Origin of the sequence: Pseudomonas capeferrum, from assembly GCF_000731675.1 — a bacterium.
In the GTDB taxonomy this organism is placed as follows: Bacteria; Pseudomonadota; Gammaproteobacteria; order Pseudomonadales; family Pseudomonadaceae; genus Aquipseudomonas; species Aquipseudomonas capeferrum.
Map to the genome: position 1 here is coordinate 318,573 of NZ_JMIT01000004.1, position 17,564 is coordinate 336,136.

The following is a 17,564-nucleotide window of genomic DNA, read 5'->3' on the forward strand; positions in this document are numbered from 1 at the left end:
CGGCGTACATTCCTTAACCAGTTGATGAGACGATCGTGCTCAAGGCACTCAAAAAAATATTCGGCAAAGGAGACGCCGCGCCCCAGGCCGTCGATCCCGCTGCCAGCGTGAAAACGCCCGAGCCTGCGCCCGCTGCTGTGGCTCAGCCCCAGCCTCAGCCAGCGCCCCAGCCGGCCCCACAACGCGCCGACACCAGCCAACAGGCCCAAGCGCCTGCCGCTGTCGACAACCCGGCCAAGGACAAACCGCGTCGCGAACGCAAGCCCAAGCCAAAGCCACAGGCCAGCCTGTGGAAGCTGGAAGACTTCGTGGTCGAGCCGCAGGAAGGTAAAACCCGCTTCCACGACTTCAAGCTGTCCAACGAAGTGATGCACGCGATCCACGACCTGGGCTTCCCCTACTGCACGCCGATCCAGGCGCAGGTATTGGGTTACACCCTGCGTGGCCAGGACGCGATCGGCCGCGCCCAGACCGGCACCGGCAAGACCGCAGCGTTTTTGATCTCGATCATTTCCCAGCTGCAGCAGACGCCGCCGCCCAAGGAACGCTACATGGGCGAACCGCGCGCGCTGATCATCGCGCCGACCCGCGAACTGGTGGTGCAGATTGCCAAGGACGCCGCAGCCCTGACCAAATACACCGGCCTGAACGTCATGAGTTTTGTCGGCGGCATGGACTTCGACAAGCAGCTCAAGGCCCTGGAAGCACGCCATTGCGACATTCTGGTTGCCACCCCGGGCCGCCTGCTGGACTTCAATCAGCGCGGTGAAGTGCACCTGGACATGGTCGAGGTGATGGTACTGGACGAAGCCGACCGCATGCTCGACATGGGCTTTATCCCGCAGGTGCGCCAGATCATTCGCCAGACCCCGCCGAAAAGCGAACGCCAGACCCTGCTGTTCTCCGCCACCTTCACCGAAGACGTGATGAACCTGGCCAAACAGTGGACCACCGACCCGGCCATCGTCGAGATCGAACCGGAAAACGTGGCCAGCGAAACCGTCGAGCAGCACGTGTACGCGGTGGCTGGCAGCGACAAGTACAAGCTGCTGTACAACCTGGTGACCCAGAACAAGTGGGAACGGGTGATGGTGTTTGCCAACCGCAAGGACGAGGTGCGGCGCATCGAAGAAAAGCTGGTGCGCGATGGCATCAACGCTGCGCAACTGTCAGGCGATGTGCCACAGCACAAGCGCATTCGCACCCTGGAAAGCTTCCGCGAAGGCCGGATTACCGTGCTGGTGGCCACTGACGTGGCGGGCCGTGGTATTCACATCGATGGCATCAGCCACGTGATCAACTTCACCCTGCCCGAAGATGCCGATGACTACGTGCACCGCATCGGCCGTACTGGCCGTGCCGGGACCAGTGGTGTGTCGATCAGCTTTGCCGGCGAGGACGATTCCTACCAGTTGCCAGCGATCGAAGAACTGCTGGGGCGCAAGATCAAGTGCGAGATGCCGCCTGATGAGCTGTTGACGCCGGTACCACGCAAGCACCACTGATTGCCCGAATGCTGACGCCGCCCCTGTAGGAGCGGCCTTGTGTCGGGATAGGGCCGCGCAGCGGCCCCAAAATTTCAGCTTTGATGCAGAGATTGCTGGGGCCGCTGCGCGGCCCTATCGCGACACAAGGCCGCTCCTACAGGGAATCGGCGCAACCTTGCCTACCAGCGCCCCGCCGCTTCCTGGTCACTCTGCTTGCCTTCCACCCAGCGCGGTCCTTCCTGGGTGTTTTCCTTCTTCCAGAACGGCGCCCGGGTCTTCAGGTAGTCCATGATGAAGTTGCAGGCATCGAACGCCGCCTGCCGATGGGCACTGGCCACGCCGACGAAAACGATCGGCTCACCGGGCTCAAGCGCACCAATGCGGTGCAACACGTCGACCTTGAGCAACGGCCAGCGCTGCTCGGCTTCGACCACGATCTTGGCCAAGGCCTTCTCGGTCATCCCCGGATAGTGTTCCAGGAACATCCCCGCCACGTCCCGACCATCGTTGAAGTCCCGCACATAGCCGACGAACCCCACCACCGCGCCAACACCGACATTCGCGGCATGCATGGCATTGACCTCGAAACCTGGGTCAAACGCTTCTGGCTGCACTCGCACCGTCATGTTCAGCCTCCGGTCACTGGCGGGAAGAACGCCACTTCATCGCCCTCCGCCAGCGGCTCATCAAGTTTGCACAGCTCTTCGTTGCGCGCGCACATCAGGTTCTGCTCAGCCAGCAACGCATACTGCTCGCCTTTGGCCACCAGCGCCTTGCGCACATCGTCGACTACCGCGAAGTCGCCTTCCAGGCGCTCGGCGTCGAGCCCGAGCAACTCCCGGTAACGGGCGAAATACATCACCTTGACCTTGATCATGCGCCCACCTTGTAGTGGCCGCTCTTGCCGCCGAGTTTTTCCAGCAGGCGCACCTGCTCGATCACCATGCCTTTGTCCACGGCCTTGCACATGTCGTAGATCGTCAGCGCGGCAACGCTGGCAGCGGTCAGTGCTTCCATCTCGACACCGGTCTGCCCGGCCAGCTTGCAGCGGGCAACGATACGCACCGCGTCCTGGCCTTCGGCGCTGAGCTCGACCTTGACGCTGGTCAGCATCAGCGGATGGCACAGCGGAATCAGGTCGCTGGTCTTCTTCGCCGCCTGGATGCCGGCGATACGCGCCACGGCGAACACATCGCCCTTGGGGTGCTCGCCATCGACGATCATCTGCAAGGTCTGCGGCAACATGCGCACCCGCGCCTCGGCAATGGCCTCTCGCTCGGTCACGGCCTTTTCAGTGACGTCGACCATGTTGGCCCGCCCCTGGGAATCAAGATGTGTCAGCACTGCTCTGCTCCTGTGAAGGGAACAAAGAGTGTAAACCCGTGGGTCAGGTTTGAGCAGCGGAATGTACTGTCAGTGGTGGCCTCTTCGCGGGGCAAGCCCGCTTCCACAGGTTCACCACTCGATTCCAGATCAGTGAAGGCCCCGCGAAGAGGCCGGGCGGCTCGCCGCCCGGCTCGAAGGGTTACAGATGCGACTCGGCGTACTCGGCCAGCACCGACCGCGGCACACCCTGCAGGGTGATGTGCACGCCATGGGGGAAGTCCTTGAAGCGCTCGGTCAGGTAGGTCAGGCCCGAGCTGGTCGCGGACAGGTAGGGGGTGTCGATCTGCGCCAGGTTGCCCAGGCAGACCACCTTGGAACCCGAGCCGGCACGGGTGATGATGGTTTTCATCTGGTGCGGCGTGAGGTTCTGGCATTCATCGATCAGGATCAGGCTCTGCTGGAAGCTGCGACCGCGAATGTAGTTCAGCGACTTGAACTGCAGTGGCACCCGTTCAAGGATGTACTCGACGCTGCCGTGGGTGCTCTCGTCATCCATGTGCAAGGCTTCGAGGTTATCGGTGATGGCGCCCAGCCAAGGCTCCATCTTCTCCGCTTCGGTGCCCGGCAAGAAGCCGATCTCCTGGTCCAGCCCCTGCACGCTGCGGGTGGCGATGATGCGCCGGTAGCGCTTGCTGACCATGGTCTGTTCAATGGCCGCCGCCAGGGCCAGGATGGTTTTGCCGGAGCCGGCGGCGCCGGTCAGGTTGACCAGGTGGATATCCGGGTCGAGCAGGGCGAACAGCGCCAGGCTCTGATGGATGTCTCGCGGTTTCAGGCCCCAGGCTTCCTGGTGCAACAGGGGTTCCTGATGCAGGTCGAGCAGCAGCAGTTCATCGCTGCGGATGCCCTTGATCCAGCCGACGAAACCTTGCTCATCGATGATGAATTCGTTGACGTGCACGGCCGGCAGGTTGTCGATCAGCTGTACCCGATGCCAGGTGCGGCCCCGCTCCTGACGGGTGTCGACCTTGCTGACCCGGTCCCAGAACGAGCCGGTGACCGAGTGATAGCCCTTGGACAACAGCGACACGTCATCGACCAGCTGGTCGGTGCTGTAGTCCTCGGCCGCGATGCCACAGGCGCGCGCCTTCAGGCGCATGTTGATGTCTTTGGTGACCAGCACCACGTCAAGGTCGGTGCGCTTGGCCCGCAGTTCCAGCAACTGGTTGATGATGATGTTGTCGTTGAGGTTTTCCGGCAGCAGCCGGTTCGGTTCGTTGCGCGGGCTCATCAGGATCGACAAGAAGCCTTTGGGCCCACTCTTGCCACGCTGGATCGGTACCCCCTGTTCGACATCGCTGGGCGAGGCGTCACCCAGGGTCTGGTCGATCAGGCGGATGGCCTGGCGACATTCGGCGGCGATGGTCTGCTTGCCGGTCTTGAGCTTGTCGAGTTCCTCCAGCACCGTCATCGGCAGGGCGACGTGGTGCTCCTCGAAGTTGAGCAATGCGTTGGGGTCGTGAATCAGGACGTTGGTATCGAGCACATACAGGATTGGCTTGCTGGAGGAAGGGTTGCGTCCTTGGTCATCCATACTCGGTCACCTTATGTCGAAGCCACACGGCGCGGTCTGCTGCGCCGCAGAGTGACTGCCGGTCTTCCCGTATCCGCGTTGCTACGGGCGGGAAGCGAACCTGACACGGTGGATGACGCCACCTGTGCTGCAGGGATCGGCTGTCTGGTTTCTTCATACCGCATAAACCATGACTAGAAAAAGTATTTTTACGTGTCGGTGAAGTTTATTTTTCCGAATGACAATCAGGGGTTGGCGAGGGGGCAAGGCGGGTCTACAGTCAAATATTAGTCCCCCTGTCGAGCCTGGCCGTAGGCGTGGCAGTCCTCCCAACCGATGCCGCTCTGTGCGGTATTTTGCAGCAACCATTGCACCGCCGGCTGGGCTTTGGGCAGGCTGTCATGGAACTGGATCACGCCCTTGCGCCACAGCAGCATCAAGGACAGCACCCGTTGCGCCGAAGCCTCAGCGCTCAGCGCGCCATCATCCTGGGCATCGATATCCCATAACGACACGCGCAACTGCTGGCTGGCCATGAAGGCTTCGCCATCGGCCCGGCGCTGGCCATAAGGCGGGCGGAACAGCGGCACGTACTGCTCGGGCAGGTCAGCCTGCACCCGTGCCTGGCTGCGCCGCAGCGAGTCCTGCCAAGCCGTCCACTGCGCATGGGAGCGATATTCCCAGCCCTGGATACCCACGCATTGCCCACGATAGAGCTGGCGCAGTGCATTCGCCGCACCGGCATCGCGGCGCTGCTGCAGGCGGTTGCCAAGCACAAAGAACGTGCCCTCGAGCTTCTGCCTGCGCAGGTAGGCGGCAAGCGTGTCGGTATTACCCCCATCAGGGCCGGGGCCGCCGACGAAGGTCAGCAAGAACATGCGATCGTTGAGCTCATCGCCATTGCGTTCACGGCTGGACAGGCGCTCGACCTCGCTGCTGGTTTGCCCCAGCAGCGCTGCCTTGCGCAGCTGCTCGTCCAGGTAACGGACATGGAACTGGTGGCTAGGCTCGACCCAACCGGTGTAGAACGTGCCGACATCAGCGGCAAACGTGGCCGCCTGGGTGCGCAATTCTGCCATCGAAGTAACCGGGTAGCAGAACGAGGCATCTTGCGCGCAGCTGCGCTGGGCCTGTTGATAACCCTGCCACAAGCGCTGCCACATGCGCGCCCGCACGAGGCGTACCTTCTGCAGGTTGACCTGCCGCAGGCCCAACCGCGCCGCCAGTGCGCCATCGTCGAGCAGCTCGCTCTCGTGCAGCACCTGGGCGAACGACAGGATCTCCGCGCGCGACGCGACATCGAACAGCGCCGGGCTGTCCAGCTGCTCGGGCCACAGGCTGCGGTCCAGGCTCACCTGGGGCGAAGGGGCGGCCTGCACGGCCAGGCTCAACAGCGCGGCCAGCAGGGCCGATGCAATGCGCACGGTGGGAAGCTCCGCAACAGCAAAACGCGCACTATAGCGCCTGGCATGCCGATGGTCTGTGACTATCGTCGGCATAGTTTGGACTTGCCTGCCCCAGCCCGTAGAATCGCGCCAACGATTCCAGGAGCCGACCCGATGCTGACGGTGATTTCCCCCGCCAAGACCCTCGATTACGACACCCCGCCGGTGACCGAACGTTTCACCCTGCCCCAGTACCTGGACGACTCCCAGGAACTGATCGTGCAACTGCGCGAGCTGTCGCCCGCCCAGATCAGCGAACTGATGCACCTGTCCGACAAGCTCGCCGGCCTCAATGCCGCCCGCTTCGGCAGTTGGACCCCAGACTTCACCCCGGCCAACGCCAAGCAGGCGCTGCTGGCGTTCAAAGGCGATGTGTACACCGGCCTCGATGCGCAAAGCCTTGGCGAAGATGACTTCAGCTATGCCCAGGGCCACCTGCGCATGCTCTCTGGCCTGTATGGCCTGCTCCGCCCGCTCGACCTGATGCAGCCTTATCGGCTGGAAATGGGCACCAAGCTGGCCAACGCCCGCGGCAAGGACCTGTATGCCTTCTGGGGCACGCGCATCAGCGAATGGCTGAACCAGGCCCTGGCCGACCAGGGTGACGACGTGCTGCTGAACCTGGCCAGTAACGAGTACTTCAGTGCGGTGAAACGCAGCGCCTTGAAGGCCCGGGTGATCAACGTCGACTTCAAGGACTTCAAGAACGGCCAGTACAAGATCATCAGTTTCTATGCCAAGAAAGCCCGGGGCATGATGAGCCGCTTCGTGATCGAGCAGCGCATCAACGACCCGGAGCAGCTCAAAGCATTTGATGTGCAGGGCTACTACTACAGTGCCGAGCAGTCCAAGCCTGATCACCTGGTGTTCCTGCGCGACCACCCTGCCGAGTGATTTGATGAGGGCCTCTTCGCGGGCTTGTTCGCGATGAGGCCAGCTGCAACCCCCCTCCCCAGCCCTGCAACAGGGCAGGCTTCATATCGCCACCAAGCCATGTTTATGACGCCAAAAAACCAACGAACCGACCTTTATCGCCAAACGCCATAAGACCGTTCGTACCTTTTTTGACGAATTTTGAAAAATATTTTTCGATACTGGCATAAAAACATCCCCCCTCAGTCTCGCCCTTTATATACCGGGACGAAACTGCCCGGTGCTATCAGAATGAAACTATTTGCCACTGAAGAATTATTTAGAAATCTTTCATCGGTGCAGAATCCACCCAGGAACTTCTGCTACGCCCAATCGCTCATAGTGCCGTAACGATTTTCCTGCCTACGGGCTGTGAGAAATGACTTACAGATGACAACGGCAGGTATCCACTACCGGCCCCGGCAACTTCGACAGGAATAACGGGCTCCCCCCGACAGCCCTGTCCAAGCAGGAGAGACGCGCCCTTACAATTCGTCCTAGTGGTTGATTTCAAAGGATTTATCCACTTGAAAAAACAAGCACAGCAGTGCGCCAAGTAGCGCATTGCAATAAAGACGGCTTAAGACCAAGGCACGTTTTTTAATAATGGCTTTTGACTGCCAAGTTTGAGCGCATAACTTTTCGCGCTCCGGATTAATTTTGCCTGCGCTCGGCGAAGTGTGCATTCGCCATGGACCCGTGCGCCCGGAAACTGATGTTGATCAACCTGGCCCGGCTCTTCCTGAAGAGCTGGCGTGATAAACACACATGAGGTGATAGCGATGCGTATCAGCATCTTTGGTTTGGGTTATGTAGGTGCGGTCTGTGCAGGCTGCCTGACGGCGCGAGGCCATGAAGTGATTGGCGTGGACGTGTCCAGCACCAAGATCGACCTGATCAACCAGGGCAAGTCGCCCATCGTCGAACCTGGCCTGGAAGCACTGCTGCAACAAGGCATCGCCAATGGCCGCCTGCGCGGCACCACCGACTTCGCCGAGGCCATCCGCGCCAGCGATGTGTCGATGATCTGCGTCGGTACGCCGAGCAAGAAGAACGGCGACCTGGGCCTTGAGTACATCGAATCGGTGTGCCGCGAAATCGGCTACGTATTGCGTGACACAACCCGCCGCCACACCATCGTGGTACGCAGCACCGTGCTGCCAGGTACCGTCAAGAATGTGGTGATCCCGATTCTGGAAGATTGCTCGGGCAAAAAAGCCGGGGTCGACTTCGGCGTTGCGGTAAACCCTGAGTTCCTCCGCGAGAGCACCGCGATCAAAGACTACGACCAGCCACCGATGACCGTCATCGGCGAACTGGACAGCGCCAGCGGCGACGTACTGCAAAGCCTGTACGAAGAGCTCGACGCACCGGTCATCCGCAAGCCGATCGAAGTGGCCGAGATGATCAAGTACACCTGCAACGTGTGGCACGCCACCAAGGTCACCTTCGCCAACGAAATCGGCAACATCGCCAAGGCCGTAGGTGTCGATGGCCGCGACGTGATGGACGTGGTCTGCCAGGACAAGGTGCTGAACCTGTCCCAGTACTACATGCGCCCAGGCTTTGCCTTCGGCGGCTCGTGCCTGCCCAAGGACGTGCGCGCCCTCACCTACCGCGCCGCCAGCCTCGACGTGCGAGCGCCACTGCTCGATTCGCTGATGCTCAGCAACGAGTCGCAAGTGCAAAACGCCTTCGAGCTGATCGAAGCCCACGACAAGCGCAAGGTCGCCCTGCTCGGCCTGAGCTTCAAGGCCGGCACCGACGACCTGCGCGAAAGCCCGCTGGTGGAACTGGCCGAGCGCCTGATCGGCAAGGGCTACCAGCTGGACATCTACGACGAGAACGTCCAGTACGCCCGTGTCCACGGCGCCAACAAAGACTACATCGAGTCGAAGATCCCCCACGTATCAAAGCTGCTCAACGCCGACTTCCAGCAGGTCATCGACAACGCCGACATCATCGTCCTGGGCAACCGTGACGAGCAGTTCCGCGCCCTGGCCCAGCAAGCACCCGCTGGCAAGCAGGTGATTGACCTGGTCGGCTTCATGAACAACGCCACGTGCAGCACCAGCCGTACCGAAGGCATCTGCTGGTAACACCCCTGGCCGGGCAGCGCGGGTACTCCTTACCCACCAAGCGCTGCCCTTCCTTCCCTGATTTCGCGACGGATGCTGAACATGCAAAGGCTCCAGACAGTGCTGTTGCAGTGCGCCGGATGGCTGCTCTACATGAGCCTGCTCATGCTGATCGCCCTGGCCCTGCCCGCCGATATCTTCGACTCGCAGTCGAAGCACTTCATCTTCCTGGTCGGCGCAGTCGGCATCTGGCGCTACTCCATGGGCGCCACCCATTTCATCCGCGGCATGATCTTCCTCTACGCCGTCTACCCGTACCTGCGCCGCAAGGTGCAGAAACTGGGCAAGGCCGCGGACCCGTCCCATGTGTACCTGATGGTCACCAGTTTTCGTATCGATGCGCTGACCACCGCACAGGTGTACAGCTCGGTGATCCGCGAAGCCATCAACTGCGGCTTCCCCACCACCGTGGTCTGCTCGCTGGTGGAGATGTCGGACGAACTGCTGGTGAAAAGCCTATGGGCCAAATACAACCCGCCAGAGCACGTCAAGCTGGACATCGTGCGCATCGCCGGCACCGGCAAGCGTGACGGCCTGGCCTATGGTTTTCGCGCCATCTCGCGGATGCTCCCGGACGAAAACGCCGTGGTGGCCGTGATCGATGGCGACACCGTGCTGGCCGATGGCGTGGTATGCAAGACCGTGCCCTGGTTCAAGCTCTACCCCAATGTCGGTGGCCTGACCACCAACGAATTCTGCGAAGTGCGCGGCGGCTACATCATGAGCGAGTGGCACAAGCTGCGCTTCGCCCAGCGCCACATCAACATGTGCTCGATGGCCCTGTCCAAGCGCGTGCTGACCATGACCGGGCGCATGTCGATGTTCCGCGCAAGCGTGGTGACCAACCCCGAGTTCATCGCCGACGTCGAAAGCGACTCGCTGATGCACTGGCGCCTGGGCCGCTTCAAGTTCCTCACCGGTGATGACAAGTCCAGCTGGTTCAGCCTGATGCGCCTTGGCTACGACACCTTCTACGTGCCGGATGCCGCGATCAACACGGTCGAGCACCCGCCGGAAAAAAGCTTCCTCAAGGCCAGCCGCAAGCTGATGTACCGCTGGTACGGCAACAACCTGCGGCAGAACTCGCGCGCGCTGGGCCTGGGCCTGCAGCGCCTGGGGCTGTTCACCAGCATCGTCCTGTTCGACCAGCGCGTGTCGATGTGGACCAGCCTGCTGGGCCTGACCGTGGCGGTGATCGCCAGCCTCAAGTTCGGCCTCGGCTTCTTGCTGGTGTACCTGCTGTGGATCGGCATCACCCGCCTGATCCTGACCGTGATGCTGCTGTGCTCGGGGCACAAGGTCGGGCCGGCCTATCCGCTGATTCTTTATTACAACCAGATCGTCGGCGCGATGATGAAGATCTACGTGTTCTTCCGCCTCGACAAGCAGTCCTGGACTCGCCAGCCCACTGCCCTCAAGCGTGACCTCGCCAGCTTTCAACAATGGTTCAACACCTGGTCCTCGCGGACCATGACCTTCTCGGCGGCCAGCATCTTCGTTGCTGTGCTGTTCATGGTCGTGTGAGCCCAACCGGATCGGATCTAACAGGAACAAACCACCATGAATACCGCCGTGAACGTCAACGTCGTGCATGAGTCCGAAGCCCAGCGCCAACACGCCCGGGTGCGCATTCCAGCCAAGCTGCGCTTCCTGGATACCCAGCGCCAAACCCACGAAGTGAAGGTCGATGACCTGTCCGCCGGTGGCCTGAGCTTCCACAGCAAACAGCCACTGTCGGTGGGTGATGTGCTGCGCGGGCGTCTGCAGTTCGTGGTCGACAACCTGGGCCTGTCGATCGACATCGAGTTCCAGGTGCGCTCCTTCAACCCGAGCAATGGCCGTACCGGCGCGCAGTTCCAGAACCTCGAACCGCGCGACATCGCCACCCTGCGCCACATCATCACCAGCCATCTGTCGGGCGAACTGATCAGCATCGGCGATGTGCTCAGCACGCTGCAGCGCGACAACTTCACCAAGGCGCGCAAACAGAAGGATGGCGGCAGCGGCCTGACCGCCTTCGGTCGCCTCAAGGCGGTCGGCGTGACCCTGGGTGTGTTCGTGGTCGGTGTGGCCGCCTTCGGCTTCGTGGCCAAGTCGCTGTACGGCATGTACTTCGTCAGCCACGCCGAAGCCGGCGTGGTCGCGGTGCCCACCACCAGCGTCACCATGCCCCGCGACGGCACCGTGAACAGCCTGGTCGAAAGCGGTGGCCTGGTGGTCAAGGGCGCGCCGTTGGCAAGCTTCAGCACCAGCATGCTGGACATGCTCAAGGGCCACCTGGACGACTCGCAACTGGAGCCGGCCAAGGTCGAGGAGCTGTTCGGCAAGCAACTCTCCGGCACCCTCACCAGCCCCTGCGATTGCGTGGTTGCCCGGCAACTGGTGGACGACGGCCAGTACGCCGCCAAGGGCCAGCCGATCTTCCAGTTGATCCCTCGCACCAGCAACCCGATGGTCGAGGCCCGCTTCAGCTACCGCCAGTTCGACGAGGTCAAGCCAGGTACCCGGGTCAACTTCCAGGTGGCCGGCGAAGACGAAGTGCGCACTGGCCAGATCGTCAGCAGCGCCAGCCTCGACAACGAGAACCTGGCCGCCGACATCCGCGTGCAGATCAAGCCTGACAGCGGCCTGCCGGCCGAACTGGCCGGGCGCCCGGCCTCGGTCAGCAGCGACCGTGGCCCGTCGCTCAACTGGCTGATCGACAAAGCCGCGGCCCGTGGGCTGTAAGAGGATCCAGCGATGATTCCCCATAAGAAAAGCGCAAGCCTGGGCCTCTGTGCCCTGGCCGCGGCCATCGCCCTGGCCGGCTGTGCCGGCCTGCCCGACCAGCGTCTGGCCAACGAAGCCCTCAAGCGCGGCGACACCGCCCTGGCTGAACGCAACTACAAGGCCCTGGCCGACCTGGGCTACAGCGACGCGCAAGTGGGCCTGGCCGACATCAAGGTGGCCACCCGTGACCCGGCGCAAATCCAGCAAGCCGAGGCCACCTACCGCGCTGCGGCCGCCACCTCGCCACGGGCCCAGGCGCGCCTTGGCCGCCTGCTGGTGGCCAAGCCCGACAGCACCCAGGCAGAACGCGAAGAGGCCGAAAGCCTGCTCAAGCACGCCGCCCAACAGGGTGAAAACAACACCCTGATCCCGCTGGCGATGCTTTACCTGCAATACCCGCAGAGCTTCCCCAACGTCAACGCGCAGCAGCAGATCGACCAGTGGCGCGCGGCCGGCAACCCCGAGGCGGGCCTGGCCCAGGTGCTGCTGTATCGCACCCAGGGCACCTACGACCAGCACCTGGGCGAGGTCGAACGCATCTGCAAGGCCGCCCTGAACACCACCGACATCTGCTACGTCGAACTGGCCACCGTGTACCAGAAGCGCGGCCAGGCCGACCAGCAAGCCGCACTGCTGGGCCAGCTGAAGTCCGCCTATGCCCGTGGCGCCGTCCCGGCCACCCGGGTCGACAGCGTCGCCCGCATGCTGGCCGACCGCAGCCTCGGCCAGACCGACGAAAAGACCGCCAAGGACCTGCTCGAACATGTGGCCCCGGCCAACCCGGCCTCGTGGGTCAGCCTGGCGCAACTGGTCTACGACTTCCCCGAACTGGGCGATACCGACCAGCTCATGGCCTACATCGACAAAGGCCGCGAAGCCGAACAGCCGCGCGCCGAACTGTTGCTGGGCCGCCTCTATTACGAAGGCAAGACACTGCCGGCCGATGCAGCAAAGGCCGAACAGCACCTGCAGGCCGCTGCCGACGCCGGCGAAATCAGCGCCCATTACTACCTGGGCCAGCTGTACCGCCGCGGCTACCTGGGCAATGTCGAGCCGCAGAAAGCCGTCGACCACCTGCTGACTGCCGCCCGTGGCGGCCAGAACAGCGCCGACTATGCCTTGGCCCAGCTGTTCAGCGAAGGCCATGGCATCCGCAGCGAGCCGACCAACGCCTGGGTGTTCGCCCAGCTGTCGCAGCTAAACCCGACGCCACAGTCCAGCGAGCTGCTGCAGCAACTCGACCAGCAACTCTCGCCTGACCAGCGCAGCCAGGCCCAGCGCCTGTTGGCGCAGGAGAAGCAGGCACGCGGCAGCATGAGCCAAGGCGCCAACAGCACCCTGGCCCTCGAAGCCTTGCAAGACGACGAAAAAGAAGTAGACGGTGAGGACTCGCTATGACGCTCAATCCCTTCGTGAAAGCCGGCATTGGCCTGAGCTTCGCCCTGCTGTGGTCCTGCCCGACCCTGGCCGACATGACCGCTGAGAAAAACTTCGGCCTGGACGTGAAAATCACCGGTCAATCGGAAGATGACCGCGACCTGGGCACCCGCCCTGGTGGCGACGTCAACGGCCTGGGCCTCGACCTGCGCCCATGGGTGTACGGCGAGCGTGGCAACTGGAGCGCCTATGCCATGGGCCAGGCCGTTGCCGCCACCGACACCATCGAAACCGACACCCTGCGCCAGAACGATGACGGCACCACCACCGACACCGGCGACGACAGCCGCAAGCCAGACAAAAACTACCTGGCCATGCGCGAGTTCTGGGTCGGCTACAGCGGCCTCACCGCCTACCCGGGCGAGCAGCTGCGCTTCGGCCGCCAGCGCCTGCGCAGCGACGACGGCATGTGGCGCGACACCAACATCGAAGCGCTGAACTGGTCCTTCGACACCACCTTGCTCAAGGCTGACCTGGGCGTGGCCCAGCGCTTCAGCGAATACCGCACCGACCTCACCGAGCTGGCCCCGGAAGACAAGGACCGCACGCACATCTATGGCAACGTCGCCACGCAGTGGACGCCTGGCCATTGGGTTGGCGTACGCGCCCACCACACCCACGACAGCGGCAGCCTGAAAAACCCCGGCGAGACGGTCGATGCGCTGGACAAGACCCGCACCGGCGACCTCACCTGGCTGGGCCTTGAGGCCAACAGCGACGCCTACAACTGGCGCAACGATCACACCGTCAACTACTGGGGCAGCCTGACCTGGCTGACCGGTGATCGCGACACCCTGAGCAGCCAGGCCGTAGGCGACGAGCAGGTGGCTAACGGCAAGCAGAGCGGCGACGTCAACGCCTGGGCCACCGACCTCGGCATCCGCCTGCGCCTGGACCCCAACTGGCAAGTCGGCGCGGCCTATGCCCGTGGCAGCGGCGGCGGTGGCGACGACGGTTCGAACAACTTCGAGCAGACCGGCCTTGAGAGCAACCGCTCCAACTTCACCGGTACCCGCTCGCGCGTGCACCGCTTCGGCGAAGCCTTCCGCGGCGAGCTGGGCAACCTGCAAGCAGCCACTTTGTTTGCCTCCTGGCAGCTGCGCGATGACTACGACGCCAGCTTCATCTACCACAAGTTCTGGCGCGTCGATGGCCAGCAGAACATTGGCTCCAGCGGCATCAATGCTGCGGTCAACGACAACGGCGTCAGCCGCCCGCTGGTCAACGGCGAGAAAGACCTCGGCCAGGAAATGGACGTGGTCGTGACCAAGTACTTCAAGCAGGGCCTGCTGCCCGCTTCAATGAGCCAGGCCATTGACGAACCGTCCGCCCTGGTGCGCTTGCGTGCCGGTGTATTCAAGCCGGGCGATGCCTATGGCAAGGAAGCGGACTCGTACATGCACCGTGCCTTCGTCGACGTGATCTGGCGCTTCTGAGGCCGGTAGAGGATTTGTTGCCATGACCCTTCACCCGCACCTACGTCACAGCCTGTTGGCCAGCGCCTTGCTGCTGGCCTCAGGCCTTGCCGTCGCCGCAGAACCCACGGCAGTCGCCAAGGAACTGCAGCAGGCCAAGACCTACACCATCTCTGCCGCACCGGTCGAACCGCTGCACATGGACCCGCCCAAGCTGCCCGACCTCACCGGCTTCACCGCCGAGGCCGTGCAGAAAAAGATCGACCGCAGCCACAAGGGCAAGGTCAGCGTGCGCCGCATGCTGCAAGAAGTGTCGCTCAAGGAATTCATCGGCGGTGACAACAAGGCCGCCGAGTGGGTGCAGCGTCAGCATGGCATCCCGCAGGCGATTTTCGTCGACGACGGCCATGTCGACCTGGTCGAGTTGAGCAAGCAGGTACCCAAGCAGTACCTGCGCGAAGTCGAGCCGGGCGTGTACCTGTCGCGCCTGCCGATCGTGGTGGGGCACAAGGGCATCCTAGAGATCGACGGCAAGGTCAAGCAACTGCGCCTTTCCCAGGAAGGCGGCGCGTTCCTGGTCAACGACGGCAAGCTGTTCGTCACCGACACCCAGGTCACCGGCTGGCGCGAGAAGGACAACGGCCCGGCCACCTTCCGCTCGCCCAAGGAGTTCCGCCCGTTCCTGTTGTCGTGGGGCGGTACCGAGACCTACATCGTCAATACCAAAATGGCCAGCTTCGGCTACGCCAAGTCCAAGTCCTACGGTGTGAGCATCTCGCAGTACACGCCGAACATGTCCAAGCAGATGGGCCGCGCCGAACCTACCGGCTGGATCATCGGCTCGGAGTTCAGCGACATGTGGTACGGCTTCTACTGCTACGAGACCCAGGACTTTGTGGTCAAGGACAACACCTACCGCGACAACATCGTCTACGGCATCGACCCGCACGACCGTTCGCACCGCCTGATCATCGCCGGCAACACCGTGTACGGCACCAAGAAGAAGCACGGCATCATCGTCTCGCGTGAGGTCAACGACAGCTGGATCATCAACAACAAGAGCTACGACAACAAGCTCTCGGGCGTGGTGATCGACCGTAACAGCGTCAACAACCTGATCGCCTACAACGAGATCTACCGCAACCACACCGACGGCATCACCTTGTACGAAAGCGGCGACAACCTGATCTGGGGCAACAAGCTGATCAACAACCGCCGCCACGGCATCCGCGTGCGCAACAGCGTGAACATCCGCCTGTACGAAAACGTTGCCATGGCCAACGGCCTGGTCGGTGTGTACGGGCACATCAAGGACCTCTCCGACACCGACCGCGACATCGCCCTCGACCCGTTCGACACCAAGGTGTCGCTGATCGTGGTCGGCGGTGAACTGGCGGCCAACGGCTCCGGGCCGCTGTCGATCGACTCGCCGCTGTCGGTCGAGCTGTACAAGGTTTCCATGCTCGCGCCGCGCAAGGCCAACGGCATCAGCCTCAACGGCATCCTCGGCGAGCGCCAGGACGAAATTCTCGACCTGCTGGTGCGCCAGCAAAAGGCTGTGCTGATCGACCCGGTCGAACGCCAGACCGAAATGATCGATTAAGGAAGCCCAGACCATGACTCCACACCTGATGAAACTGCTGGGCCTGTCCGCCGCCCTCCTGGCGATCAGCCAGGGCGTGCGCGCCGACGAGGTGAAAGCCCCGACGTTCAGCGCCGAACCCTGCTGCCAGCTGTGCCCCGAGGCGCACGACGCCAGCCGCTACACCACCCGCTACCAGCAGAACTTCACCACGCTGGTGCAGGCCCAGGGCGACTGGCTGTTCCGCACCCGCGAAGACCTGCGCACCGAGTTCACCACCACGCCCGCCGGCTACAAACGCCTGCAGCAGGTGCACGACGCGTTCAAGAAACGTGGCGTGGAACTGGTCGTGGTCTACCAGCCGACCCGTGGCCTGGTGAACCGCAACATGCTCAAGCCCGAAGAAAAGGCCGCCTTCGACTACCAGAAGGCCCTGAGCAACTACCAAGCCATGCTCAAGCGCTTCGCCGGCATGGGCTACAACGTCCCCGACCTGTCGCCGCTGACCAACGAGCAACTGGCCGCCGCCGACCAGGGCAAGGACTTCTACTTCCGCGGCGACCAGCACTGGACGCCATATGGCGCCGAGCGCGCCGCCAAGATCGTGGCCGATACCGTGCACCACATGCCGGCTTTTGAAGGCATCCCGCGCAAGGAATTCGAAACCCACAAATCTGGGCGCATGGGCAAGACCGGCACCCTGCACAACGTCGCCGGCCAGCTCTGCGGCACCAGCTACGCCGTGCAGTACATGGACCAGTTCGCCACCGAGCCGAAAGGCGCCAGCGGCGGCGACGACCTGTTCGGCGACGGCGGCAATGCGCAGATCACCCTGGTCGGTACCAGCCACAGCGGCAAGAACTACAACTTCTCGGGCTTCCTCGAGCAGTACATCGGCGCCGACGTGCTCAACGTCGCCTTCCCTGGCGGTGGCCTGGAAGGTTCGATGATCCAGTACCTGGGCAGCGAGGAATTCCAGAACAACCCACCGAAGATCCTCATCTGGGAATTCTCGCCGCTGTATCGCCTGGACCAGGAAACCATCTGGCGGCAGATCCTCGGCCTGCTCGACGACGGTTGCGACGCGCGCCCGGCCCTGATGAGCGCCAGCAGCACACTCAAGCCTGGCAAGAACGAGCTGATGGTCAACGGCAAGGGCGGCGTGATCAAAGACCTGATCAACCGCAACCTGCAGATGGACGTCAAGTTCGAAGACCCTTCGGTCAAGGTGCTGCAAGCGACCCTCTGGTACCTCAATGGCCGCCACGAGGACATCAAGCTGGAGAAGCCGGAAACCTCCGAAACCGACGGCCGCTTCGTCTTCCAGATGCGCGAGGACGAGGACTGGGCCAACCAGAACCTGCTGGCCTTCGAGATCCAGGGGCCGGAAAACGGCACCCAGAAGGTCGAGGCCAAACTCTGCAAACGCAACAACTTCGCCGTGCCTGCGCACACCGCGCAAGCCGGCCAGTGAGGCGAC

The 17,564-nt window shown here is 62.7% G+C and carries 14 protein-coding genes; 9 read left to right on the forward strand and 5 right to left on the reverse strand.

Going from position 1 to position 17,564, the window contains the following annotated elements; translation table 11 throughout:
- Positions 1–35 precede the first annotated feature (35 nt).
- On the forward strand, positions 36–1,505 hold the full coding sequence (gene rhlB / locus PC358_RS23575) for an ATP-dependent RNA helicase RhlB (protein ID WP_033702866.1): 1,470 nt from the start codon (positions 36–38) through the stop codon (positions 1,503–1,505).
- 161 nt (positions 1,506–1,666) lie between these two features.
- Here the strand turns inward: rhlB and moaE are convergent, their stop codons facing one another.
- The 5 genes from moaE to PC358_RS23600 all read right to left on the reverse strand — a co-directional run bounded on the left by moaE (position 1,667) and on the right by PC358_RS23600 (position 5,810).
- Positions 1,667–2,113 (reverse strand): molybdopterin synthase catalytic subunit MoaE, encoded by a 447-nt coding sequence (gene moaE, locus PC358_RS23580; RefSeq protein WP_033702867.1) that lies wholly within the window; start codon positions 2,111–2,113, stop codon positions 1,667–1,669.
- A gap of 2 nt (positions 2,114–2,115) precedes the next feature.
- Positions 2,116–2,361, reverse strand: coding sequence for a molybdopterin converting factor subunit 1 (gene moaD, locus PC358_RS23585; RefSeq protein ID WP_033703011.1), 246 nt, complete (start codon positions 2,359–2,361; stop codon positions 2,116–2,118).
- Complete coding sequence (gene moaC, locus PC358_RS23590; RefSeq protein ID WP_033702868.1) at positions 2,361–2,831, reverse strand: cyclic pyranopterin monophosphate synthase MoaC; 471 nt, start codon at positions 2,829–2,831, stop codon at positions 2,361–2,363. The genes moaD and moaC overlap by 1 nt, the downstream gene beginning before the upstream one ends.
- 181 nt (positions 2,832–3,012) lie before the next feature.
- Entirely contained in the window at positions 3,013–4,407 is a 1,395-nt protein-coding gene (locus PC358_RS23595) for a PhoH family protein (protein WP_033702869.1), read from the reverse strand.
- A gap of 266 nt (positions 4,408–4,673) precedes the next feature.
- Positions 4,674–5,810 (reverse strand): polysaccharide deacetylase family protein, encoded by a 1,137-nt coding sequence (locus PC358_RS23600; protein WP_033702870.1) that lies wholly within the window; start codon positions 5,808–5,810, stop codon positions 4,674–4,676.
- A gap of 135 nt (positions 5,811–5,945) precedes the next feature.
- Between PC358_RS23600 and yaaA the strand changes: the two genes are divergently transcribed.
- The 8 genes from yaaA (at position 5,946) to PC358_RS23640 (ending at position 17,558) form a co-directional block, all read left to right on the forward strand.
- A complete protein-coding gene (gene yaaA, locus PC358_RS23605) occupies positions 5,946–6,725 on the forward strand; it encodes a peroxide stress protein YaaA (RefSeq protein ID WP_033702871.1) in 780 nt (259 codons plus the stop codon).
- Between the two features lie 800 nt (positions 6,726–7,525).
- Complete coding sequence (locus PC358_RS23610; RefSeq protein ID WP_033702872.1) at positions 7,526–8,842, forward strand: nucleotide sugar dehydrogenase; 1,317 nt, start codon at positions 7,526–7,528, stop codon at positions 8,840–8,842.
- An 81-nt stretch (positions 8,843–8,923) separates the two neighbouring features.
- The gene (locus PC358_RS23615; RefSeq protein WP_177326484.1) at positions 8,924–10,405 is read left to right on the forward strand and encodes a glycosyltransferase family 2 protein; all 1,482 of its coding nucleotides are present in this window, start codon (positions 8,924–8,926) and stop codon (positions 10,403–10,405) included.
- 36 nt (positions 10,406–10,441) lie between these two features.
- Positions 10,442–11,608 (forward strand): alginate biosynthesis protein Alg44, encoded by a 1,167-nt coding sequence (locus tag PC358_RS23620; protein WP_033702874.1) that lies wholly within the window; start codon positions 10,442–10,444, stop codon positions 11,606–11,608.
- A 12-nt stretch (positions 11,609–11,620) separates the two neighbouring features.
- Entirely contained in the window at positions 11,621–13,048 is a 1,428-nt protein-coding gene (algK, locus tag PC358_RS23625) for an alginate biosynthesis TPR repeat lipoprotein AlgK (RefSeq protein WP_033702875.1), read from the forward strand.
- Positions 13,045–14,523, forward strand: coding sequence for an alginate export family protein (locus PC358_RS23630; protein WP_033702876.1), 1,479 nt, complete (start codon positions 13,045–13,047; stop codon positions 14,521–14,523). Before algK ends, PC358_RS23630 begins: the two co-directional genes overlap by 4 nt.
- A gap of 22 nt (positions 14,524–14,545) precedes the next feature.
- Positions 14,546–16,105 carry a mannuronan 5-epimerase AlgG gene (gene algG, locus PC358_RS23635; RefSeq protein WP_033702877.1) on the forward strand — a complete coding sequence of 520 codons (1,560 nt, stop codon included), beginning with the start codon at positions 14,546–14,548 and terminating at the stop codon, positions 16,103–16,105.
- Between the two features lie 13 nt (positions 16,106–16,118).
- Complete coding sequence (locus PC358_RS23640) at positions 16,119–17,558, forward strand: alginate O-acetyltransferase (protein ID WP_033702878.1); 1,440 nt, start codon at positions 16,119–16,121, stop codon at positions 17,556–17,558.
- Positions 17,559–17,564 lie beyond the last annotated feature (6 nt).